We start from the raw sequence: 21,472 nt of genomic DNA, 5'->3' as shown, positions 1-21,472 counted from the left end.
CGGCAGCGACGGTCAGCGCGGGGCGGGCGCCGAGCCGACGGCGACCGACGGCACGCCGGGTGGGGGAGCGGTCGAGCTGCGCAGGATGAGCGTCGCCTGCAGTCGCACCTCGGCCATCGGCACGTCCGGCTCGCGCAGCCGCTGCAGCAGCATCTCCGCAGCCCGCGCGCCCTGCGCCTGCGGTGACTGCTCGAGTGTCGTGAGCGAGAACATCTCTGCGTACTCGTGGTTGTCGATGCCGACGACGCTGAGCGAGCTGGGAACCGGGATGCCGAGCCGCCGCGCGGCGATGATCGCGCCGATCGCCACTTCGTCGCACGTGCCGACGATCGCGGTCGGGCGTTCTCGCGTGTCGCCGAGCAGGTCGACGGCAGCAGCGTAGCCGCCCGGCAGCGAGACGGCCGAGGGCACGTGATGCGGCTCGACGCCCGCGGCCTCCATGGTGACGGCATACCCGCGCAGCCGCGTCGCATCGACGAACGCCTGGTGCTCGCCCCCGCCGCCGAGGAACGCGATCCGGGTGTGTCCCAGCCCCAGCAGATGCTCGGTCGCGCGCCGCGCCGCGTGCAGATCGTCGAGCGCGACGACGCCCGCCTCGCTCGGCGGACCGACGACGCTCACGACGGGGCGGCCGATCGAGACGAGCCGCCCGAGCTCGTTGTCGCTCGGCTCGAGTCCGACGGCGATGAGGCCGTCGAACCTCTTGCGGGCGAGGAAGTCGTCGAACACCCTCGTGCGCCCCTCAGTGCCCGGCCGCGCGTCGTAGAGCGTGAGGTCGTAGCCGTGCCGCAGAAGAGCGTCCTGGATGCCCTCGAGCACCTCGGCGAAGAACCACCGGCTGACGTAGGGCATGACGACGCCGATGTTGCGCGTCCGGCCGGTCGCGAGGCTCACGGCCGCCGTGGAGGCGACGTAGCCGAGGGATGCCGCTGCTTCGACCACGCGCGCGCGCGTCTGCTCCGACACGTAGCCCGATCCGGTCAGCGCCCGGCTCGCGGTCGCCTTCGAGACGCTCGCGGCGCGAGCGACATCGGCGATACCCGCCATCGTCGCCCTCCTCCTCTGGAGTGCCCTCGAGCGAGCGCAGCACTGGAACCGGTTCCGGCACATCATTGCGCGTGGGCGCGCCCGCTCGCCAGTGCTGATCGCATCGGTTACCGACTTGTGATCGGGTGCCGTTGTGCACCCGGGTGCCGATCACTACCGTGAGTCTGGAATCGGTTCCCGATGACTTTCGTGTGACTGATGGCACCCGGAGAGAGCAAAGCTCAACAAGGAGGCAGTTATGAACAGCAGGCGTGCAATGCGTCGCCGAATGGCGGCAGGACTCGGTGTGGTCGCGATCATGGGCGTCGCCCTGGTCGGCTGTGCGGAGGGCGGAGACGACTCCTCGGACGAGGGCACCGTCGAGGGTGAGACGGTTCGGATCTCCGGAGGTATCACGGGCAGCGAAGCGGACCTGCTCCAGCAGACCCTCGACGAATTCGGTGAGAAGGAGGGCATCACGATCGAGTACTCGGGCGACAAGAGCTTCGAGAAGAACATCGTGACCAAGGTCGCGGGTGGCGACGCCCCCGACATCGCGATCGTGCCCCAGCCCGGTCTCCTCAAGTCGCTCGTCGACACGGGTGAAGTCCAGCCCGCGTCCGAAGAGACCGAGGCGAACGTCGATGCGAACTGGTCCGCCGACTGGAAGGCGTACGGCACCTTCGACGACGTGTTCTACGCGGCGCCGCTCATGGCGAACGTCAAGGGCTACGTCTGGTACTCGCCGGCGTCCTTCGCGGAGTGGGGCGTCGAGATCCCTACGACGTGGGACGAGCTTCTCACCCTGACCAAGACCATTCAGGAGAAGACGGGCGAGCCGCCGTGGTGCGCCGGCTTCGAATCGGGAGACGCATCGGGCTGGCCGGGCACCGACTGGATCGAGAGCCTCGTGCTGCGCCAGGCGGGCCCTGAGGTCTACGACCAGTGGGTCGCGAACGAAGTGGAGTTCACGGACCCCCAGATCGAGGACGCGTTCAACGCGGTCGGCGAGATCCTGCAGAACCCGGACTATGTCAACGCCGCGTTCGGCGACGTCGCGAGCATCAACTCCACGGCGTTCGGCAACGTCGCGGCTCCGGTCGCGAACGGCACGTGCGCACTGACGCATCAGGCTGACTTCCTGGCGGCGTACTTCCAGGATGTCCAGACCGCAGACGGCGCAGCGCCGGTCGTGGCACCCGACGGTGACGTCTACGCATTCGTCATGCCGGGTGTCGAGGCTGGTGCCGCCCCGACGGTCGAAGCCGGCGGCGAGTTCGTCGCCACCTTCTCCGACGACGCGGCGACGCAGGCCGTGGCCGCGTACCTCGCGACGCCGGAGTGGGCGGACGCGCGCATCGCGCTCGGAGGCAAGATCTCGGCCAACAAGAACGCCGACGCATCGCTCGCCTCGAGCCAGTTCCTGACCGATGCCATGAAGCTCGTGCAGGACGAGAACACCACGGTGCGCTTCGACGCGTCGGACCTCATGCCGGCAGTCGTCGGCTCGGGGTCGTTCTGGCGGGGAATGGTCGACTGGATCGACGGCAAGGCCACGACAGAGGTCCTGAGCGACATCCAGGCCGGCTACGAGGACTGAGGCAGGCAACGGAGATCAGCGGAGTCGCTCACGAAGACGAGCGACTCCGCTGATCCACCGCCCGCAGCTGAGGACAGCTGCACGATCGCACGAATGGCCGCAGAAGCACTCGGAAGGTTCCCATGACTGACACGACGAAAGTCCAGGATGCCGCGGGTGGGGCCGCGGCCGAAGAGCCGGACGCGGCCGCGCGCGAGGCGTTCTACAACCGACGGCAGCGCACGACCACCCTTGTCGTCGCGATCGCCCTCATCCTGGTGGTCGCCCTCTTCTTCTTCATGATCACGAGGCCGCCGACCGAGGGCGCGAAGCCGACTTCGCTGGGCTTCTCGCTCAACAGCTTCTTCCAGTGGATCGGCAGCCAGAATCCCCTCGTCCAGATCCCGATCGTGCTGATCGTCTTCGGGATCTTCGTCGCACTCCTCCTGCTGCTCATCGAGTACGCGCCCCGCTCGGGTCGTGGCTACTTCTGGCTGAGGCTCGCGGCATGCTTCGTCATCCCGATCGTCGCCTTCATGCTGCTGCGGCCGTACCAGGGTGCTCTGCTCTACGTGCTGCTGATCGCGGTCATCCTGGGCGGCGTCCTCTTCTGGGCCGACTACCGCGCCCGCGCGGGTGCGGGATATCTGTTCCAGCTCGTTCTGTTCACGGCGCCCGCCACGGTCCTCCTGCTCGTCGGCCTGGTGTACCCCGCGATCGCCACCTTCATCCAGTCGTTCTTCGACAAGACGGGCGAGACGTTCGTCGGGTGGGACAACTACGTCTGGGCCTTCACCAACCCGCAGGGCTTCTGGTCGATCATCAACACAGTCCTCTGGGTGCTGTTCGCCCCCGTGGTCTCCACCGTCCTCGGCTTGGCCGCCGCGGTGTTCATCGACAGGGCGCGCGGCGAGAAGACGCTCAAGATCCTGATCTTCATGACCTTCGCGATCTCGTTCGTGGGCGCCGGCATCATCTGGGAGCTGCAGTACGACTACCGCCAGGGCGAGCAGATCGGCATCCTCAACGCGATCGTCGTCGCCTTCGGCGGCGATCCGGTCTCGTGGCTCGCGATCCAGCCGCTCGTGAACACCTTCTTCATCATGGCGGTGTTCATCTGGAGCCAGACGGGCCTCGCGATGGTCATCCTGTCCGCGGCGATCAAGGCGGTGCCGCCCGAGCAGATGGAAGCGGCCTCCCTCGACGGGACCAATGCGTGGCAGCGATTCACGAACGTCACGCTGCCCGGCATCCGTCCCTCGATCGTCGTCGTCATGACCACGATCGCGATCGGGGCCCTCAAGATCTACGACGTGGTGGCCGTCATGACGGGTGGCCGTTCCGACACGACAGTCCTCGCGTTCGAGATGGTCAACCAGCAGCAGAGATTCCAGAGCTACGGCCACGCGGCCGCGCTCGCGGTGCTGCTGTTCATCCTCGTCATCCCGCTCATCGTGTTCAACGTGATCCAGATCAGGAAGCAGAGGCAGATCCGATGACTATCGAAGTGATCGAGCCGGTTGTCGACCGGCGCTCCGCCCGCCAGGTCGCGAGGGACACCCGCAAGCACGAGGCGATGGCGCAGAAGCGCCTCTCGTCGAGGGGTGCGACGATCGCGGCCGTCGTCATCGCGTTCTTCTGGACGATCCCGACCTTCGGGCTCTTCGTCACGTCGTTCCGCCCCGCAGCAGACACGCAGACGACGGGGTGGTGGACGGTCTTCACCAACCCCGACTTCACGCTCGAGAACTACCAGCTCGCCCTCACGTCGGGCGGCACCTCGCTCACCCTGGGTGAGTCGTTCATCAACTCCCTGGCGATCACGATCCCCGTCGTCTTCTTCGCGCTCGCCGTCGCCGCCCTGATCGCGTACGCCTTCGCGTGGATCGACTTCAAGGGCAAGAACATCGCGTTCGTCGCCGTGTTCGCCCTTCAGATCGTCCCGATCCAGATGGCGCTCATCCCGCTGCTGAGCCTCTTCTCGCGAGGGCTCACGATCAACGGCGTCGAGATCTTCCCAGGGCTGGAGATGCGCGATGTCGACCACAGCTTCGCGACGGTGTGGATCGCGCACACGATCTTCGCGCTGCCGCTCGCCGTGTTCCTGCTGCACAACTTCATCTCTGAGATCCCCTCGGAGGTCATCGAGGCGGCACGCGTCGACGGCGCGGGGCACGGGCAGATGTTCTTCCGCATCGTGCTGCCGCTCGCGACGCCCGCGCTCGCGTCGTTCGCGGTGCTCGAGTTCATCTGGGTGTGGAACGACCTGCTCGTCGCGACGATATTCGCGCCATCCTCGTCGCTGCCGATGACGCAGTCCCTCGCGGGGCTGTCGGGAACGTGGGGCAACCAGTGGTACCTGCAGGCGGCCGGCACGTTCCTGACGATCCTCACGCCGCTGATCGTGTTCTTCGCACTCCAGCGCTTCTTCGTGCGCGGCCTGCTGGCAGGCGCGACGAAGGGCTGATCTGAAACGGGGGAACGAGGGCCGGCAGCGGGGGCCTGCCGGCCCTCTCTCGTGCCCGGGAACTTTCGCGCAGACCTCGCGCGGGCTACGGCGTGCAGCCCAGCCGGGCCTGCGCGGATTCCATCGCGTCGATCTCGGCAGTCTGCCCGGCCTTCATCGATTCGGCGACCGCGAGGACGCGCGGAACCGATCCGAGCTCGATGACGGCATCCGCCATCGGGATCGCACCCTCGTGGTGGCGGATCATGAGCGACAGGTAGAGGCAGTCGGCCTCCGTGCCCGTCGCGGCCTGCAGCTCGGTGAGCTCGGCGGCCGAGGCCATGCCCATCTGGGTGCGCAGCTCCTCGTCGCTCAGCGCCTCACCGGTCTCGCCGTGCTCGCCGTGGCCCGAGGCATCCGTCATCCATGACATGAGCGGATCGCCGGACTGCGGCAGACCCCACTGCACGAGCCAGTCGTACATCTCGCCGCGCTGGCCGGCCTGGCTCGTCGCGATGTCGTACGCCATTCGTCGCACATCGTCGTCGTCGGTCTTGCGATAGATCTCCATCGCCATCTCGATCGCCTGCGTGTGGTGCACCTGCATGTCACGCGCGAAGCCGATGTCGGCGGCGTTCGGCCCCGCCGCCGTCGCGCCCGCAGACCCGAAGGTCGAGAAGCGCCCGATCGCGAAGGCGAGCGCCGCGATGCCCACGGCGACGAGGACGTACACCCACCAGCGCGGACGGGAGGACGGAACGGATGCCTCATCCTCTGCCGCGACGGTGTCGGTGTCGCTCATGCCGGTCAGGACACCTTGCCCGGCGCGTCGATCGCGCCGGAGCACAGCGCATTGGGCTCGGGGACGTCCTGGCTGCGCCAGTACTCCTCGAAGAACTCCGGGATGCGCTCGTCATCGACGGATTGGATCTTGAGCTGGTGGTTCCAGTTGGAGAGGACCACGGGCGAGTCAAGGCCCTCGTACGGCGAGAGGATGACGTAGGAGGAGGGCAGGTGCGACTTGAGCGTCGCGAGCTCCTCCTCGGACAGCGCCGCAGCGTCGTAGGTGACCCACACGGCGCCGTGCTCCATCGAGTGGACGGCGTTCTCGTTCGGAACGGCCTGGTCGTAGACGCCGCAGTTGAGCCACACCTGGTTGTGCGGGCCGCCGGCGGGCGGCGACTGCTCGTACTCGACGGTGCCCTCGACGTGCTTCGTCGGGTTCTGGTACGTCACGACGCCCTCGATCTCGGCGCCCGTGCCGCCCGCCTCGTAGGACGCGGGCGCGGCGGGGGCGAAGACGATCGAGGCGACGATCGCGCCGATGACGAGCACCGCGGCGGCGGAGCCGACCGTCCACCAGACGATCTTGCCGCGCTTGCGCTTCGCGAGCTGCCGCTGATACTCGGCGAGCTTGTCCTGGCGCTTCTGCTCGCGCTGCTGCTTGACCGTCAGGTTGATCTGGGACTGCGTGGCGGGGTTGCCGCTCGTGCGCTGCCCGTCGGGCCGCTGTGATGTCGGGGTCATTTTCGTGATCTCGGCTCGGGCGCCCGTGGGACGGGCTGGGGTGCAGGAACGCGACCAGCTTATTCGAGTGCATGCGAACCCGGCCTGGGAACGAGCCGACAAGCGGGGTCGGGCGGGGGCCAGGGCGGATGCCGGGGCAGGCCGCGGCATCCGGTATCCTGGTTCTCTCGAATCGATTCGAAACCGCCACGGCGACCGGACCGATCGCGCTCAGCCCATCGCGACCGAAGTGAATCCCGCCGTGCTCGACACAGACTCGCTCCCTGCGCAGAACCCCTCGACGGGGTCCGTCCGCATCCCGTCCCCGTCGACCGGCTCGGTCCGCGTGCCGTCCTCGACCGGCGCCATCCGCACGCTCGGGCCCGACCCGGCGACGGCGCCCATCATGCTGCACCCGGGCGACTCGATACCGACGCGGCGCAGGGTGCTCTACATCATCCTGCTCGGCGCGCTGACGGCGCTCGGCCCCTTCACGATCGATCTCTACCTGCCGGCGTTCCCCGTGCTCGAGGCGGACTTCGACACGACGGCCGCGATGATCCAGCTCACGCTGACCGGCACGATGATCGGGTTCGCACTCGGTCAGCTGATCGTCGGACCGCTCTCGGACAAGGTGGGGCGCCGCATCCCGCTTCTGTCGGTCACGGCGCTGCACGTGCTCGCGAGCGTCGCCGCGGCGCTCGCGCCGACGCTCGAACTCCTGTCGGTCGCGCGTGTGCTGCAGGGCGCCGGCGCCGCGGCCGGTGGCGTCGTCGCAGCGGCGATCGTGCGCGACCTGTTCGGCGGGCGGCGGCTCGTCGTCATGCTCTCGCGCCTGGCCCTCGTGTCGGGCGTCGCTCCCGTGATGGCGCCGCTCGTCGGCTCGGCGCTCCTGCTCGTCATGCCGTGGCGCGGAGTCTTCGTCGTCCTCGCGGTGTACGGCTTCGTCATGCTCGTCTCGGCCACGATCTTCCTGCCCGAGACGCTGCCACCCGCCCGGCGCAGCGACCGAGGCTCGACCACGGTGTGGCAGCGGTACCGCAGCGTCTTCAGCGACCGTGTCTTCATCGGCGTGCTCGTCATCGGCGGCATGACCTTCAGCGGCCTCTTCTCGTACCTGTCGTCGTCGTCGTTCCTCTTCCAGCTCGACTACGGGTTCGACCCGCAGCAGTACGGTCTGCTCTTCGCCGCGAACTCGTTCGGCGTCGTGGTCGGCGTCCAGGCAGCCTCGCGGCTCGCGGCGCGGTTCGGTCCGCAGTGGGTCATGGCGTGGTCGACGGCCGTGCTCGTGCTCGCGGCATCCGCCATCATCGTCTTCGACCAGCTGGGCTTCGGCCTGTGGGGCACCGTCGTGCCGCTGTTCGTCTTCATGACGGCGTGCGGGTTCACGTTCCCCTGCGTACAGGTGCTCGCGCTCGACCGCCACGGCAAGGCGGCGGGCACGGCGCAGTCGATCATCGGTGCGACGAACTTCGGCGTCGCGGGCATCATCTCGCCGCTCGTCGGCTGGATCGCGCGGGATGCCGGCATCACGGCCACGACGATGGCCTCGGTCATGGTCGCGTGCGCGATCGTCGGGGTGCTGGCGCTGTGGTTCATCGTGCGGCCGCGCACCGTCGGGATGCTCACGCCGTAGGGCCGCCCGTCAGGTCAGCGACTCAGGCGCCGCCGCCTGACGACGGACTGGCTGCAGCACGAAGATCCGCGCCGTGCGGCCGGAGTCGCGTTCGTACTCGCGGTAGTCGGGCCACTGGGCCTCCATGATCGCCCACGTCGCGTCGCGCTCGTCGTCGGGGACGAGCGACGCGTGCACCGCCATGCGCTTGCCGCGCACGGTGATCTCGACATCCGGGTGCGCGAGCAGATTCACAGTCCAGGCGGGATGCCGCGCCCCCGCCCAATTGGTGCCCGCGACGATCGCGCGGCCCTTGCCGTCGGCCGTGTACATGAGCGGCGCGTCGCGCGGCTCACCCGACTTGGCTCCGATCGTGTGCAGCACGAGCGAAGGCACGAGGAACTCCGTCAGCTGGAAGCGCCCGCGAGAAATACGGGAGAGGAACCGCTCGATGGGAGGGAGCCCCTTCCGCGCGAACCAGCGGAACCACGAGGTCCGTGTGGCGGGCGCGAGGGCGGCGCGGGCGACATCGATGGCGCGGGGCATCCCGACATCATCCCCCACTCCGGCCGGCGACGCGCGCGCCGGGATAGCAGCGCGTCGGGGCCCGCGGGTCAGAATGGAGCGATGGAGCGCGCGGGCACGGACAGCGAGGCGCAGGATGCGCGGCCCCTGCCGAGGCTGCGGCTGCTGATCGTCGGGATCGGGCTGATCGGCGCGGCCTGCGCCCTCGGCGCCTGGATCTTCGTCCGCGGCGACCCGCCGTTCGTCGTCGATGTGTGGTGGAACGAGCTCATGCTGTCGTGGGGCTCGTCGTTCATGCTCGCATTCTCGCTCACGATGAACTTCCTCGGAGGCGGCTGGTTCGGGGTGTTCGTCGTCCCCATCGGCGTGGCGCTGTGGCTCGTCATCGCGCGAAAACCATGGTCTGCGCTCTACTTCATCGCGGCCTCGGCGACGTCTGCGATCGTCGTTCAGCTGTTCAAGCACACGTTCGGCCGCGTGCGACCCGAAGAGATCCTCGTGATCTCGGACCACGGCTCGTATCCGTCGGGCCATGTCGCCAACGCCGCGACTGTCGCGCTCGCGCTCGCCGTCATCTTCCCCCGTGTCTGGGTCGCACTCGCGGGCACCGCGTGGGTGCTCCTCATGGCGCTCAGCCGCACATATGTGCACGCGCACTGGCTGAGCGACACGCTCGGCGGCGCGATGGCCGGCGCGGGGTCGGCCCTCATCGTGGCCGCCGCGTTCGCGACTGTGCTGCCACGCGAGCCGGTCGAGTGGAGGCCGTTCGCGCGTCGCCCGCCCGTCGACGCTCCGCTGGGCTGAGCGACGGATGCCGCGGCGGGGTCCGTCGCTAGGCTGTGCGCATGAGCGACGCCGCTGCCTCCGATCCCTCCGTCGCGGCCGCGGAGGCCGAACTCGCACGGCTGCGGGCGCAGGCCGAAGCAGCTGAGGCACAGCTCGCACTCGCCAAGGCGAAAGCCGCCCTCGCCGCCGCTGAGGCCGAGGCGGCGAAGGCGCGGGTCTCTGCTGCGGCGGGGGCTGCCGCCGCGGGGGCTGCCGCGCCGGCCGTGCCGGCCGGCGCGGCGCCGACAGCGGCCGAGGCCGCGACCGGTGGCGCGACGTCAGGGCCTGCGGGAGCGCCCACCGAGGCACCCGCGACGCAGGCCCCTGATCTTCGGACCCCGCCCGCCCACCAACCCACGGCCGCCCCGCAGACCACAGCATCCCCGTCAGCCCCTGCCGCTCCGCCCGTCGGAGGGCCGCTCGATGACGCCGAGATCGCGAAGGTCGTCGCGGGCTACACGTTCAGCACGTCGACACTCGACCTCGGTGCGCTCGTGAACGGCGAGCCCGTGCCGACGGCGCAGATCCGCATCCCGCTCGGCATGATGAACCGGCACGGGCTCGTCGCGGGGGCGACGGGCACGGGCAAGACGCGCACGCTGCAGGGCCTCGCCGAGCAGCTCGCCGCGAAGGGCGTGCCCGTCTTCGCGGCCGACATCAAGGGCGACCTGTCGGGCGTCGCGACGCCCGGCACTTCCAGCGAGAAGCTCCTCGCGCGCACGCAGGCGATCGGGCAGGCGTGGAAGCCCGAGGCATCCGTCACGGAGTACTTCGCGCTCGGCGGCATCGGCAAGGGCGTGCCCGTCCGGGCCACCGTGAGCGGCTTCGGGCCGCTGCTGCTGAGCAAGGTGCTCGGCCTCAACGAGACGCAGGAGTCGAGCCTGGGGCTCGTCTTCCACTACGCCGACGAGCACGGCCTCACCCTTGTGGACCTCTCGGACCTCCGGGCCGTGCTGACGTACCTCACGAGCGACGAGGGCAAGATCGAGCTCAAGACGCTCGGCGGGCTCTCGGCAGCGACGGCGGGCGTCATCCTGCGCGAGCTCATCACGTTCGCCGATCAGGGCGCCGACGTGTTCTTCGGCGAGCCAGAGTTCGAGGTCGGCGAGTTCCTGCGGACGGCGACGGACGGGCGCGGCGTCATCAGCCTGCTCGAGGTGCCGGGCGTCGCCGACAAGCCGGCGCTCTTCTCGACGTTCCTCATGTACCTGCTCGCGGAGCTCTTCGAGATCCTCCCCGAGGTCGGCGACCTCGACAAGCCGAAGCTCGTCTTCTTCTTCGACGAGGCGCATCTGCTCTTCAAGGACGCCTCGAAGGACTTCACGTCGGCGATCGTGCAGACGGTGCGGCTCATCCGCTCGAAGGGTGTCGGCGTCTTCTTCGTGACGCAGACCCCGAAGGACGTGCCGGGCGACGTCCTCGCGCAGCTCGGTTCGCGCGTGCAGCACGCGCTGCGCGCGTTCACGCCCGACGATGCGAAGGCCCTGCGCGCGACCGTCGGCACCTACCCGAAGTCGGGCTACGACCTCGAGCGCACCCTGCAGGAGCTCGGCACGGGCGAGGCGATCGTGACGGTCATGAGCGAGAAGGGCGCGCCGACGCCCGTCGCCTGGACGCGGCTGCGCGCGCCGCAGGGGCTCATGTCGCCGACACCCGACGCGCAGATCGACGCGGCGGTCGCGGCATCCCCTCTCCTGCCCAAGTACGGGACCGCGGTCGATCCCGAGTCGGCACGCGAGATCCTGACTGCCAAGATGAACGCCGCCGCCGAGGCCGCGGCGGCCGAGGAGGCCGCGCTCGAGAAGGCGAAGGCCGATGCCGAGTACGCCAAGCAGCAGGCCGCCATCGAGAAGGCGCAGGCGGCGGCTGAGAAGAAGGCGCAGGCCGAGTACGACCGGCTGCTCAAGAAGACGTCGGGCACGTCGCGCACGACCCGGAGCACGCAGAAATCGCCGATCGAGTCGATCCTCAACTCGAAGTCGACGCAGACGATCCTCTCGAGCGTCATCCGCGGGGTCTTCGGCACGGGGCGGCGCTGAGGTCGCCCGCCGGTTCCGCCCGGCGGGCGGCCGGTCGCCGGTCGCGAGTCGGAAGCGTGGCGTGACGCGCCGTCGCGGATCGACAGGTCAACCACGCATCGGGAGGCCGATTCGTGCGAATCCGTCCGGCAGACGCGTGGTTGACCTGCTGATGCGTCGCGGGTCCCGCCGTGCCACGCCGTCCTAGCATGGAGTGAGGCCGCGGCATCCGGTCCGTAGTCCCTCTCCGCGAGGAGGCACCATGGCGAAGCGCGCCCCGTCCGTCGACATCGACGAGTCCCAGGTCCGCCATTCGGGCACCAAGAAGGTCGCCGTCGGCGTGCCGGCCGTGCTCCACGCCCTGCAGATCTCGAACGATCAGATGGGCGTCGCGCGCAGCGTGCAGGCGCTGCTGCGCGTGAACCAGAAGGACGGGTTCGACTGTCCCGGGTGCGCGTGGCCCGAGGAGGACAAGCGGCACATCGCGGAGTTCTGCGAGAACGGCGCGAAGGCCGTCGCCGAGGAGGCGACGCTGCGCCGCGTCGGACCCGCGTTCTTCGCGGAGCACTCGCTCGAAGAGCTCGCACGGCACGACGACTGGTGGCTCGGCCAGCAGGGCAGGCTCACCGAGCCGATGCTGCTCGAGCCCGGCGATTCGCACTACCGTCCCATCACGTGGGAGGGCGCTCTCCTCGAGATCGCGACGGCACTGCGCAGCCTGGACGATCCCGACGAGGCGGTCTTCTACACGTCGGGCCGCACCTCCAACGAGGCCGCGTTCCTCTACCAGCTGCTCGTACGGGGCCTGGGCACCAACAATCTGCCCGACTGCTCGAACATGTGCCACGAGTCGTCGGGCTCGGCGCTCACGGAGACGATCGGCATCGGCAAGGGCACCGTCTCGATCGAAGACGTCCACACCGCCGACCTCATCATCGTCGCGGGGCAGAACCCCGGCACGAACCACCCGCGCATGCTGAGCGCGCTCGAAAAGGCCAAGCGCAACGGCGCGACGATCATCGCCGTCAATCCGCTCCCCGAGGCGGGGCTCATGCGGTTCGAGAATCCCCAGACCGTCCGCGGAGTCGCGTTCGGCGGAACGAAGCTCGCCGACCAGTTCGTGCAGATCCGCCTCGGCGGCGATCAGGCGCTGTTCCAGGCGATCGGCAAGCACCTGCTCGAGGCCGAGGAAGCGGCGCGGGCGGCCGGCGACCCCCCGGTGCTCGACCACGACTTCATCGCGGAGCACACGAGCGGCTTCGAGGCGTACGAACAGGCGATGAGGGATGCCTCGTGGCAGGACCTCGTCGCGGCGACGGGTGTTCCGCTCACGGCGCTGCGACGCGTGGGCGAGGCCGTGCGCACCTCGAAGGCGACGATCGTGTGCTGGGCGATGGGGCTCACGCAGCACAAGCACTCGGTGGCGATGCTCCGCGACGTCGTCAACGCCCTCCTCCTGCAAGGCAACATGGGTCGCCCCGGCGCGGGCGTGTGTCCCGTCCGCGGGCACTCGAACGTGCAGGGCGACCGGACGGTCGGCATCTACGAGAAGCCGTCGGAGCGATTCCTCGCGGCCCTCGACGACGAGTTCTCGTTCGCCGCGCCGCGCGAGCACGGCTACGACACGGTGCAGGCGATCCGCGCGATGCGCGACGATCGCGTGCGCTTCTTCATGGGCATGGGCGGCAACTTCGTCCAGGCGGCGCCCGACACCGAGGTCGTCGAGGCCGCGATGCGCAACGTCGACCTCTCGGTGCAGGTCTCGACGAAGCTCAACCGCTCCCACGTCGTGACGGGCAGGCGCGCCATCATCCTGCCGACGCTCGGCCGCACCGACCGCGACGAGCGCGGCGGACGCGAGCAGCGCGTCTCGGTCGAGGACTCGATGGGTGCAGTGCACTCGTCCCGCGGGCGGCTCGCCCCGCCGTCCGAGGGCCTGCTGAGCGAGGTCGCGATCGTCGCGCGACTCTGCGCGCTCCTGTTCGGGGCGGATGGCACGCGCCGTCCGGTCGCGGTGGGAACCGGCATCCGGAACCCCGAAGCGATCGACCACGCACAGGTCGAGCGCGCGCCGGGCCACGAGGCGAACGGTGTCGACGGCCCCGTGGTGGACCACCCGCGCAACGTGCCGCACGCGGACTGGCGCGCGCTCGAGGCCGATTACGCGCTGATCCGGGCGCACATCGAGAACGTCGTGCCGGGCTTCGACGATTACGAGCAGCGGATCGACAAGGGCGGGACGCTGTTCCTTCCGAACGGCCCCCGCGACGCGCGGACGTTCGCGACGGCCGACGGCAGGGCGCGGTTCACGGTGAACGAGCTCGAGTATCCGCGCATCCCGCGGGGGCGGCTGCTGCTGCAAACCCTGCGCTCGCACGACCAGTACAACACCACGATCTACGGCAAGGACGACCGCTACCGCGGCATCAAGGGCGGGCGCCGTGTCGTGCTCGTGAACACGAAGGACATCCAGCGCCTCGGGTTCATGGAGGACGAGATCGTCGACCTCGTGTCGGAGTGGACCGGTCCCGACGGCGTCCTGCAGGAGCGGCGGGCCGAGGCGTTCCGCATCGTCCCGTACCGCACGCCGCGCGGGAACGCCGCCGCGTACTACCCCGAGACGAACGTGCTCGTGCCGCTCGACTCCGTCGCGGACGTGAGCGGCACACCGACCTCGAAGTCGGTCGTCGTGCGGCTCGTCAAGCGCACGGCGTCGCAGACGGGGACGGATGCCGCGACTGCTCCTAGGCTGAACGGATGACCTACGCGGCCGCCGTCATCACGGTCTCCGACCGATCCGCCGCAGGGGAGCGCGCCGATGCGGCGGGACCCGTCGCGGTCTCCGAGCTCGTCGGCGGCGGATTCTCGTGCGACGACGCGATCGTCGTGCCCGACGGAGCCGACAGCGTCGAGCGAGCCCTGTGGGCCGTGCTCGCGGGCGGCGCGCGCCTCGTCGTGACGACGGGCGGCACGGGGATCGGCCCCCGCGACGAGACGCCCGAGGGAACTGCCCGCGTCATCGCGCGCGAGGTTCCGGGGATCGCCGAGGAGCTGCGCCGGCTCGGAACGGCAGAGACGCCCGGCGGAATGCTCTCGCGCGGCCGCGCGGGCATCGTCGGGCCCGTCGCGGGCATCACCGAGGGAGCGCTCATCGTCAACCTTCCGGGGTCGCCGAAGGCCGTGGCATCCGGAATGCCCGTCGTGCTCTCGGTCGCCCGTCACGTGATCGATCAGCTCGCGGGCGGAGACCACGCATGAGCGGCGTGCGAATCGCGGCGATCAGCGCCGAGGCGCTCGACCTCGACGCGCACCTCGCGGCCGTGTCGGACCCGACGATGGGGGCCGAGGTCACGTTCGTGGGGCGCGTGCGGGATCACGATCCGGATGCCGGGTCCTCCGTCGTCGCGCTCGAATACTCCGCTCATCCGGACGCCGAGGCCGCCCTCCTCGGCATCGCCGAGCGCGCGCTCGAGGGCACGGGGGCGGCCGTCGCGGTGAGCCATCGGATCGGCCGGCTCGAGGTCGGCGATGCCGCGGTCGTGATCGCCGTCGCGGCGGCCCATCGTGCGGAGGCGTTCGAGGTGTGCCGGTCGATCATCGAGACGATCAAGACCGAGCTGCCGGTCTGGAAGCGTCAGATCGAAGCCGACGGCACGACGGCGTGGAAGGGCCTCGGCGGCTGAACTTCCGTCGTCGCCGGGTGGGTTTCGTCGGCGGCTGAACTTCCGTCGTCGCCGGGTGGGCTCGTCGGCGGCGTTGTGCGGGTGTGGGGTGGGTGAACCCGCCGTTTGCCGCGGTCGAGTCTCGGGACGCCCGGTCAGCCGCCCGCAAACGGCGGCAGCACGTCGACGAGGTCGTCGGCGCCGAGCGGGGTCTCGTCGGCCACGCGCGCCCCGCCGACGAGGACGGCGCAGCGGGGAAGGATCCCGCCGAGCCCCGGATGATCGGACGCGACGGCGGCCCGGAGCGCGCCGAGCGTCTCCTCGGGGCGCTGCTCGAGGTCGAGTCCGGTCGCCTCGGCGGCGGCGGCGAAGTAGCGGACGCGTGCCATCAGGCCTCCCAGGTCGAGGCGAGCTCGGTGACGGCGGCGACTGCGGCCGCGACATCGTCCGCGGAACCGCCCGCGCGGCCCGCGACGAGGCCCGCGACGAAGGCGCTCAGGGGCGCGGCGGGCCGCGCGACGCCGTTCGCGACGTCGCGCGCGAGATCGAGGATGAGCCCGATCGGGACGTCGGCCGCGTCGAGGTCGAAGCGCTCGGCGAGCGCCGCGGCCCAGGCGTCGAGAGCCTCGGGCGGCAGGGTGCGGGATGCCTCGGTCATGCGTCCTCCTCAGCGGCGGGTTCGTCGCCCGCGGCGATGCGGGCTCTGTGCAGATCCTCCCACGTGTCGACGTCGGCGGTGAGGTCGTCGGGGGCGGCGAGGGCCGCGACGGCGAGGTCGTGGACGAGGTCGCGGACGGAGGCGTTGCGCCCCGCGTCGGGAAGCCCTGACGCGGCGCGTCGCAGGACCGGCGTGCGATACGCAGCCGTCAGCCACTGCGGCCGGCTCGACGCGTCGGCGAGGCACACGCCGTCGGTGTCGGAGGGGAGGAGCAGGATGTCACTCCTCAGCCGCGCGACGGCGGCGTCGATCCGAGGGAGGTCGCATGCCAGGACGAACGTCCAGTCGGGCTCGGGCACCCACCCCTCGGAGCGGCTGAGCGCGGCGACGATGCCCGCGACGGGACCGCCGAAGGGCGGATCCTCGAGGACCCATTCGACCTCCAGCGCGGGGTCGAGCTGCGGGGCGGCGACGATGATCGGCTGCGCGCCGGCATCGCGGGCGGCGGCGACGGCGCGTGCGAGGAGCGTGCGTCCGCCGACGTCGAAGAGCGGCTTGACCGCACCCCCGACGCGCGAGGCGCGGCCCCCCGCGAGGAGGATCGCGCCGAAGGTCGGGCCGGACCTGCTGCTGCTCACTGCTCGCCGGGCCGCGTCCACGAGCCGGAGCGGCCGCCTTCCTTCGCCGTGATGCGGACGTGCTCGATCGAGGTCGCCTTGTCGAGGCCCTTCACCATATCGACGACCGCGAGAGCCGCGACCGAGACGGCCGTGAGCGCCTCCATCTCGACGCCGGTGCGATCGGCCGTGCGGACGGTCGCCTCGATCTCGACGCCCTCGTCGACGATGTGCAGCTCGACGGCGGCGCCGTGCACGCCGATGACGTGCGCGAGGGGGAGCAGGTCGGGGGTGCGCTTGGCCGCCTGGATGCCGGCGATGCGGGCGACCGCGAGGACGTCGCCCTTCGGCACGGCGCCGTCGCGGAGCGCCGCGACGACGTCGGGCGCGCAGCGGACGAAGCCACGCGCCGTCGCGGCCCGCACCGTCGGCTGCTTCGCGGTGACGTCGACCATGCGTGCGCGGCCGGACTCGTCGAGGTGCGTGAAGCTCATGCCACCAGCATGACATCGACGAGATCGCCGGCGGCGACCGCGTCGGTCTCGGCGGCGACGACCGCGTAGGCCTCCGCGCGAGCGAGTCCGCCCGCGAGATGCGAGCCCGATCCGCCCGCCGTGGCGGGGCGGACGGTCCAGCGCGCGGGGTCGGACCGATCGATCGCGGCGGGCAGGTACTGCCGACGTCCGGGGGGCGTCCGCCAGTCCGTCGCGGCGGGCAGGCGCAGCACGGACCGCTGCAGGTCGGCCCTGCCCTGCAGGGCGAGGAGGGCGGGGCGGACGAACACCTCGAACGACACGGCGGCGCTGACGGGATTTCCAGGGAGGCCGAAGAGCAGCATCCCGTCGTCCGTCGCTCCGAACCCCTGCGGCTTGCCCGGCTGCATGCGCACCTTGGTGAATTCCATCGCGCCCGCGAGCGTGCGCTTGACGGGTTCGTAGGCGCCCGCGCTGACGCCGCCCGTGAAGATCACGACATCGGCGCCGAGCGCCTTCGCCTCGGCGACGGCGCGCACCGGTCCGTCGCCGTCGTCGGGCACCGTGAGTCGCAGGACGACCTCGGCATCCGCCTGCGTCACAAGGCCCACGAGCAGCTGGCTGTTGGACTCGGGGATCTGCCCGTGCGCGAGCGGATGACCGGGAGGAACGAGCTCGGAGCCCGTCGAGACGACGGCGACGCGCGGCACGCGCGACACCACGACGTCCGCGATGCCGGCGGCGGCCGCGGCGCCGAGCTGCAGCGCGCCGAGCGCGACCCCTGCCGCGAGCAGCTCGCTGCCGACGACGGCGTCCTCGCCGCGCCGCCTGATGTGTGCACCCGGCGCGCGCGGGGCGCGCTCCACCACGATCTCGCCGAGTGAGTCGGCGAGGCCCCCCGCGGTGTCTTCGAAAGGCACGATCGCGTCGGCGTCGGCCGGAACGGGCGATCCCGTCATGATCCGCGCAGCCTCGCCGCGCCCGAGGGGCGGGTCGAGCGACGTGCCCGCCGGCAGGTCTGCGACGACGCGCAGACGGACGGGACGATCGGATGCGGCATCCGCGACGTCCTCGAACCGCACGGCGAAGCCGTCCATCGCGGAATTGTCGAAGACCGGGATGTCGACGCGTGCCCGCAGCGGCTCGCGCAGCGTCCGGCCGAGCGCCGCCCACACGGGGACCGTCGTCGTCTCGAGCGGCCGGACGCGCGAGAGGACGAGGGTGAGCTGCTCCTCGACTTCGCGCGGCTCGCCGGTCATGCCGGGACCCGCGTGGGCGGGTGCTCGACGGTGTCGGGCCACGCATCCAACCCGCCTGCGAGGACGGACGCCCCGATGCCGAGTGCGCGCAGCGCCTCGGCCGCGCGACGCGCGCGGACGCCGACCTTGCACACGACGACGATGGGCTCGTCCGTCCGCAGCGACTCGGGATCGGCGAGGACGACCGCAAGTGGAACGTGGCGCGATCCGGGGATCATGCCGCCCTCGACCTCGTGCTGCTCGCGCACATCGAGGATGACCGCGCCCGCGAGCGCCTCGGGCCCGACGAGCGGCACAGCGCGCGGGGACGCCGGGGCCTGCCGGGTCGGCTCGTCGGTGGACGGGACCGCTTCACGCGGCTCGGCCAGGGGCGCGGCATCCGTCACCGCGGACCGCAGGGGGATCTCGTGCTGGCGGGCGCGCAGCCCGTCGATCACGAGGACGCGTCCGAGGAGCGGTTCGCCGACGCCCGTGACGAGCTTGATCGCCTCGGTCGCGAGGAGCGCGCCGACCTGAAGGCAGAGCGCACCGAGGACCCCGACGTCGGCACAGGTCGGCACGTCGCCGACGCTGCCGGGCGGGTAGAGGTCGGCGAGGACGACCGGCGCGGTTCCGGCGGGCGGTCGACTCCAGAACACGGTGACCTGGGCGTCGAACCCCTGGACCGTGCCCCACACGAGGGGGATGCCGAGGCTCTCCGTCGCTGCGGCGACGGTCTCGCGCGTCTCGAAGGTGTCGGTGCCGTCGATCACGAGGTGCGCACGCGCGAGCAGGCGGGCGGCGTTGTCGGCGGTGAGTCGCTCGCGAATCGGGCGCACGATCGTCTCCGGCGAGAGCTCCGCGGCGATGCGCACGGCGCTGTCGACCTTCGGAGCGCCGAGGTCGACGTGGCGATGGATCACCTGGCGCTGCAGATTGGAATGCTCGACCGCGTCGTCGTCGATGACGATGAGCTCGCCCACCCCGGCGGCGGAGAGCGCGAGGACAGCGGGCGACCCAAGTCCTCCCGCGCCCACGACCGCGATGCGGGATGCCGCGAGCCGACGCTGCGCGACCTCGCCGAACCCCGCGAGCCGCGTGTGCCGAGCCGTGCGCGCGCGCTCGGCGTCCGCGAGGGCCGGAACGGGCTCGACCAGCGGAGGGAGTGGCATGGCACCAGGGTATCCGCGTGGGTGGGGGCGGGATCCGGATGCCGTCACACTTCCGCATCAGCGGTAGATGAGAGCCCATTGATCCGCATATGCGGTGATAGCGTCGGCTTATGCCGAGCTACAAGATCGCCGAAGCCGCGCGGCTGCTCGGCGTGAGCGACGACACCGTCCGGCGGTGGATCGACCAGGGGCTGCTGCCCGTGACCGAGGCGGTCCCGGCCGAGATCCCCGGCGACGCGCTCGCCGAGCGCGCCGTCGAACTCGCGCGTGCGGCATCCGATCCCACGGACGTGCTCTCGAGTGCCCGCAATCGCTTCGTCGGTCTCGTGACCCGCGTGCAGGTCGAAGGGATCATGGCGCAGGTCGACATCCAGGCCGGCCCGCACCGGGTCGTGTCGCTGCTGTCCGCCGAGGCGGTTCGCGATCTCGGCCTCGAGGCGGGCTCACTCGCCGTCGCGGTCGTGAAGGCCACGAACGTCATCGTCGAAACCCCCAAGGAGCACGAGTGAGGCGACTCGTCCCGGCCGTCGCTCTCGCCCTGATCGCCCTGCTCGCGAGCGGCTGCGCTCCTGCCGAGGGCGACACCGATCCGAACGCGCCTGTGGCGCCGGTCGAGTCGGTCGGCCCCGAGCTGACGGGCGACCTCACCGTCTACGCGGCAGCGTCGCTCAAGACTGCGTTCGACGAGCTCGCGACGCAGTTCGAGATGCGGCATCCGTCGCTCGAAGTCGTTCCGATCGTCTACGACGGGTCGTCGACGCTCGCGACGCAGCTCATCGAGGGCGCCCCCGCCGACGTGTTCGCCTCCGCCGACGAGGCGAACATGCAGAAGATCGCCGACGCGGGTCTTGCCACGGACGCACCGCTGTTCGCGACGAACACGCTCGTCATCGCGACTCCTGTCGGCAACCCCGGCGAGGTCGAGGACCTCTCCGACTTCGCCGAAGACAGCGTGACCGTCGTGCTGTGCGCCGTCGAGGTGCCGTGCGGCGCCGCGTCGCAGAAGCTGTTCGCGAACGCCGGACTGACCGTGACGCCCGCGAGCTGGGAGCAGAACGTGACGGCCGTCCTGACGAAGGTCGCGGCGAACGAAGCCGACGCGGGACTGGTCTACGCGACGGACGTGCGCGGACGCACCGACGTCGAATCGATCGTGCCCGAGGGTGCGGCGGACGTCGTCAACCGCTACCCGATCGCCGCGCTGACGGATGCCGCGAACCCCGACGCCGCCCAGGCGTTCGTCGAGTTCGTGCTGAGCGAGGAAGGGCAGGCCGTTCTCGAAGGGCTCGGCTTCGGACGGCCATGAGGCGCGAGGGGGCGGGCTTCGTCCCGCAGATCCTGCTGGTGCCCGCCATCGCGGGTCTCGCACTCCTGCTGCTTCCGCTCGCGACGCTCGTCGCCCGGGTCGAGTGGACGACCCTGTGGGCCGACGTCACGACGCCCGAAGCTGTCGCGGCCCTGCTGCTCTCGCTCGGGACCGGCGCCGCCGCGACTCTCGTGTGCATCGTGCTCGGGGTGCCGCTCGCGCTCGTGATCGCGCGTGCACCCGCGCGCACCGCCGCCGTCCTCCGCGTCGTCGTGACGGTGCCGCTCGTGCTGCCGCCCATGGTCGGTGGCGTCGCCCTGCTCCTGCTGTTCGGGCGCAGCGGATGGCTCGGGGGAGTGCTCGCCGACTGGGGACTGCGGTTGCCGTTCACGACGCCCGCCGTCGTGATCGCCCAGACCTTCGTCGCGCTGCCGTTCCTCGTGCTCGCCGTCGAGGGCGCTCTGCGCACGCGCGGGACGGGGTTCGAAGACACCGCGGCCGTGCTCGGCGCCGGACGCTGGACGATCCTGCGTCGCGTGACGCTGCCGCTCGCGGGCCCGGGCCTCGTGGCGGGCGTCGTGCTGTGCTTCGCGCGTGCGATCGGCGAGTTCGGGGCGACGGCGCTGTTCGCCGGCAATGCCCCCGGCGTCACGCAGACGATGCCGCTCGCGATCTACACGGCGTTCAACGGCGCTGGCGTCTCGACGGGCACTGCCGTCGCGCTCTCGCTGCTGCTGCTCGTGACGGCGATCGGCGTGCTCCTGCTCGTGCGCGCGTGGCGGCCCGAGGTGCCGCGATGAGCCGTC

Annotated in this window: 22 protein-coding genes; 12 read left to right on the top strand and 10 right to left on the bottom strand. The window is 70.8% G+C overall.

Annotated features, from left to right (window positions below; translation table 11 throughout):
• Positions 1 to 12: 12 nt before the first annotated feature.
• The gene (locus MJ607_RS03200; protein ID WP_243074090.1) at positions 13 to 1,047 is read right to left on the bottom strand and encodes a LacI family DNA-binding transcriptional regulator; all 1,035 of its coding nucleotides are present in this window, start codon (positions 1,045 to 1,047) and stop codon (positions 13 to 15) included.
• 238 nt (positions 1,048 to 1,285) lie between these two features.
• On the opposite strand from MJ607_RS03200, the gene MJ607_RS03195 reads away from it, so the two are divergent.
• From MJ607_RS03195 to MJ607_RS03185, 3 genes are all read left to right on the top strand, one after another.
• Entirely contained in the window at positions 1,286 to 2,626 is a 1,341-nt protein-coding gene (locus MJ607_RS03195; RefSeq protein ID WP_243074089.1) for an ABC transporter substrate-binding protein, read from the top strand.
• A gap of 122 nt (positions 2,627 to 2,748) precedes the next feature.
• Positions 2,749 to 4,104, top strand: a complete 1,356-nt coding sequence (locus MJ607_RS03190) for a carbohydrate ABC transporter permease (RefSeq protein WP_374238021.1) — start codon at positions 2,749 to 2,751, stop codon at positions 4,102 to 4,104.
• The gene (locus MJ607_RS03185) at positions 4,101 to 5,072 is read left to right on the top strand and encodes a carbohydrate ABC transporter permease (RefSeq protein WP_243074088.1); all 972 of its coding nucleotides are present in this window, start codon (positions 4,101 to 4,103) and stop codon (positions 5,070 to 5,072) included. The genes MJ607_RS03190 and MJ607_RS03185 overlap by 4 nt, the downstream gene beginning before the upstream one ends.
• An 85-nt stretch (positions 5,073 to 5,157) precedes the next feature.
• Here MJ607_RS03185 and MJ607_RS03180 read toward each other — a convergent pair whose 3' ends face one another.
• Together MJ607_RS03180 and MJ607_RS03175 are read right to left on the bottom strand one after the other, a co-directional pair.
• On the bottom strand, positions 5,158 to 5,853 hold the full coding sequence (locus MJ607_RS03180; RefSeq protein ID WP_243074087.1) for a DUF305 domain-containing protein: 696 nt from the start codon (positions 5,851 to 5,853) through the stop codon (positions 5,158 to 5,160).
• Between the two features lie 5 nt (positions 5,854 to 5,858).
• Entirely contained in the window at positions 5,859 to 6,578 is a 720-nt protein-coding gene (locus MJ607_RS03175; RefSeq protein ID WP_243074086.1) for a DUF3105 domain-containing protein, read from the bottom strand.
• A 241-nt stretch (positions 6,579 to 6,819) separates the two neighbouring features.
• Between MJ607_RS03175 and MJ607_RS03170 the strand changes: the two genes are divergently transcribed.
• A complete protein-coding gene (locus MJ607_RS03170; protein ID WP_374238020.1) occupies positions 6,820 to 8,193 on the top strand; it encodes a multidrug effflux MFS transporter in 1,374 nt (457 codons plus the stop codon).
• A 9-nt stretch (positions 8,194 to 8,202) separates the two neighbouring features.
• Here MJ607_RS03170 and MJ607_RS03165 read toward each other — a convergent pair whose 3' ends face one another.
• Positions 8,203 to 8,718 (bottom strand): nitroreductase family deazaflavin-dependent oxidoreductase, encoded by a 516-nt coding sequence (locus tag MJ607_RS03165; protein WP_243074085.1) that lies wholly within the window; start codon positions 8,716 to 8,718, stop codon positions 8,203 to 8,205.
• Between the two features lie 81 nt (positions 8,719 to 8,799).
• On the opposite strand from MJ607_RS03165, the gene MJ607_RS03160 reads away from it, so the two are divergent.
• The 5 genes from MJ607_RS03160 (at position 8,800) to MJ607_RS03140 (ending at position 15,223) form a co-directional block, all read left to right on the top strand.
• Positions 8,800 to 9,501 carry a phosphatase PAP2 family protein gene (locus tag MJ607_RS03160; protein ID WP_243074084.1) on the top strand — a complete coding sequence of 234 codons (702 nt, stop codon included), beginning with the start codon at positions 8,800 to 8,802 and terminating at the stop codon, positions 9,499 to 9,501.
• Positions 9,502 to 9,542: 41 nt separating this feature from the next.
• On the top strand, positions 9,543 to 11,561 hold the full coding sequence (locus MJ607_RS03155) for a helicase HerA-like domain-containing protein (protein WP_243074083.1): 2,019 nt from the start codon (positions 9,543 to 9,545) through the stop codon (positions 11,559 to 11,561).
• A gap of 241 nt (positions 11,562 to 11,802) precedes the next feature.
• On the top strand, positions 11,803 to 14,301 hold the full coding sequence (locus MJ607_RS03150; RefSeq protein ID WP_243074082.1) for an FdhF/YdeP family oxidoreductase: 2,499 nt from the start codon (positions 11,803 to 11,805) through the stop codon (positions 14,299 to 14,301).
• A complete protein-coding gene (locus MJ607_RS03145) occupies positions 14,298 to 14,798 on the top strand; it encodes a molybdenum cofactor biosynthesis protein B (RefSeq protein WP_243074081.1) in 501 nt (166 codons plus the stop codon). Before MJ607_RS03150 ends, MJ607_RS03145 begins: the two co-directional genes overlap by 4 nt.
• A complete protein-coding gene (locus MJ607_RS03140; RefSeq protein WP_243074080.1) occupies positions 14,795 to 15,223 on the top strand; it encodes a molybdenum cofactor biosynthesis protein MoaE in 429 nt (142 codons plus the stop codon). Before MJ607_RS03145 ends, MJ607_RS03140 begins: the two co-directional genes overlap by 4 nt.
• Before the next feature lie 134 nt (positions 15,224 to 15,357).
• Here the strand turns inward: MJ607_RS03140 and MJ607_RS03135 are convergent, their stop codons facing one another.
• The 6 genes from MJ607_RS03135 to MJ607_RS03110 are packed head-to-tail and all read right to left on the bottom strand — an operon-like array spanning position 15,358 to position 19,360.
• The gene (locus tag MJ607_RS03135) at positions 15,358 to 15,591 is read right to left on the bottom strand and encodes a MoaD/ThiS family protein (RefSeq protein ID WP_243074079.1); all 234 of its coding nucleotides are present in this window, start codon (positions 15,589 to 15,591) and stop codon (positions 15,358 to 15,360) included.
• Positions 15,591 to 15,860 carry a DUF6457 domain-containing protein gene (locus tag MJ607_RS03130; RefSeq protein WP_243074078.1) on the bottom strand — a complete coding sequence of 90 codons (270 nt, stop codon included), beginning with the start codon at positions 15,858 to 15,860 and terminating at the stop codon, positions 15,591 to 15,593. The genes MJ607_RS03135 and MJ607_RS03130 overlap by 1 nt, the downstream gene beginning before the upstream one ends.
• Positions 15,857 to 16,498 (bottom strand): molybdenum cofactor guanylyltransferase, encoded by a 642-nt coding sequence (locus MJ607_RS03125; RefSeq protein WP_243074077.1) that lies wholly within the window; start codon positions 16,496 to 16,498, stop codon positions 15,857 to 15,859. The genes MJ607_RS03130 and MJ607_RS03125 overlap by 4 nt, the downstream gene beginning before the upstream one ends.
• Positions 16,495 to 16,971 (bottom strand): cyclic pyranopterin monophosphate synthase MoaC, encoded by a 477-nt coding sequence (gene moaC / locus MJ607_RS03120; protein WP_243074076.1) that lies wholly within the window; start codon positions 16,969 to 16,971, stop codon positions 16,495 to 16,497. Before moaC ends, MJ607_RS03125 begins: the two co-directional genes overlap by 4 nt.
• Positions 16,968 to 18,209: a gephyrin-like molybdotransferase Glp gene (gene glp / locus MJ607_RS03115; protein WP_243074075.1), complete on the bottom strand. Its 1,242-nt coding sequence runs from the start codon at positions 18,207 to 18,209 to the stop codon at positions 16,968 to 16,970. Before glp ends, moaC begins: the two co-directional genes overlap by 4 nt.
• Positions 18,206 to 19,360, bottom strand: a complete 1,155-nt coding sequence (locus tag MJ607_RS03110) for a ThiF family adenylyltransferase (RefSeq protein ID WP_243074074.1) — start codon at positions 19,358 to 19,360, stop codon at positions 18,206 to 18,208. Before MJ607_RS03110 ends, glp begins: the two co-directional genes overlap by 4 nt.
• 110 nt (positions 19,361 to 19,470) lie before the next feature.
• Here MJ607_RS03110 and MJ607_RS03105 point away from each other — a divergent pair, with 110 nt between their 5' ends.
• Genes MJ607_RS03105 through MJ607_RS03095 form a run of 3 tightly spaced genes read left to right on the top strand, consistent with a single transcriptional unit; the run spans position 19,471 to position 21,466 of the window.
• Positions 19,471 to 19,869: a molybdopterin-binding protein gene (locus MJ607_RS03105; RefSeq protein WP_243074073.1), complete on the top strand. Its 399-nt coding sequence runs from the start codon at positions 19,471 to 19,473 to the stop codon at positions 19,867 to 19,869.
• Positions 19,866 to 20,666, top strand: coding sequence for a molybdate ABC transporter substrate-binding protein (gene modA, locus MJ607_RS03100; protein WP_243074072.1), 801 nt, complete (start codon positions 19,866 to 19,868; stop codon positions 20,664 to 20,666). The genes MJ607_RS03105 and modA overlap by 4 nt, the downstream gene beginning before the upstream one ends.
• Positions 20,663 to 21,466: an ABC transporter permease gene (locus MJ607_RS03095; RefSeq protein ID WP_243074071.1), complete on the top strand. Its 804-nt coding sequence runs from the start codon at positions 20,663 to 20,665 to the stop codon at positions 21,464 to 21,466. The genes modA and MJ607_RS03095 overlap by 4 nt, the downstream gene beginning before the upstream one ends.
• The last annotated feature ends 6 nt before the right edge of the window (positions 21,467 to 21,472 follow it).

The sequence above is a fragment of the Microbacterium sp. SS28 genome, from assembly GCF_022761035.1.
Classification (GTDB): domain Bacteria; phylum Actinomycetota; class Actinomycetes; order Actinomycetales; family Microbacteriaceae; genus Microbacterium.
The sequence above is the reverse complement of the archived record's forward strand: the minus strand, read 5'-3'. Positions and strand labels throughout refer to the sequence as shown.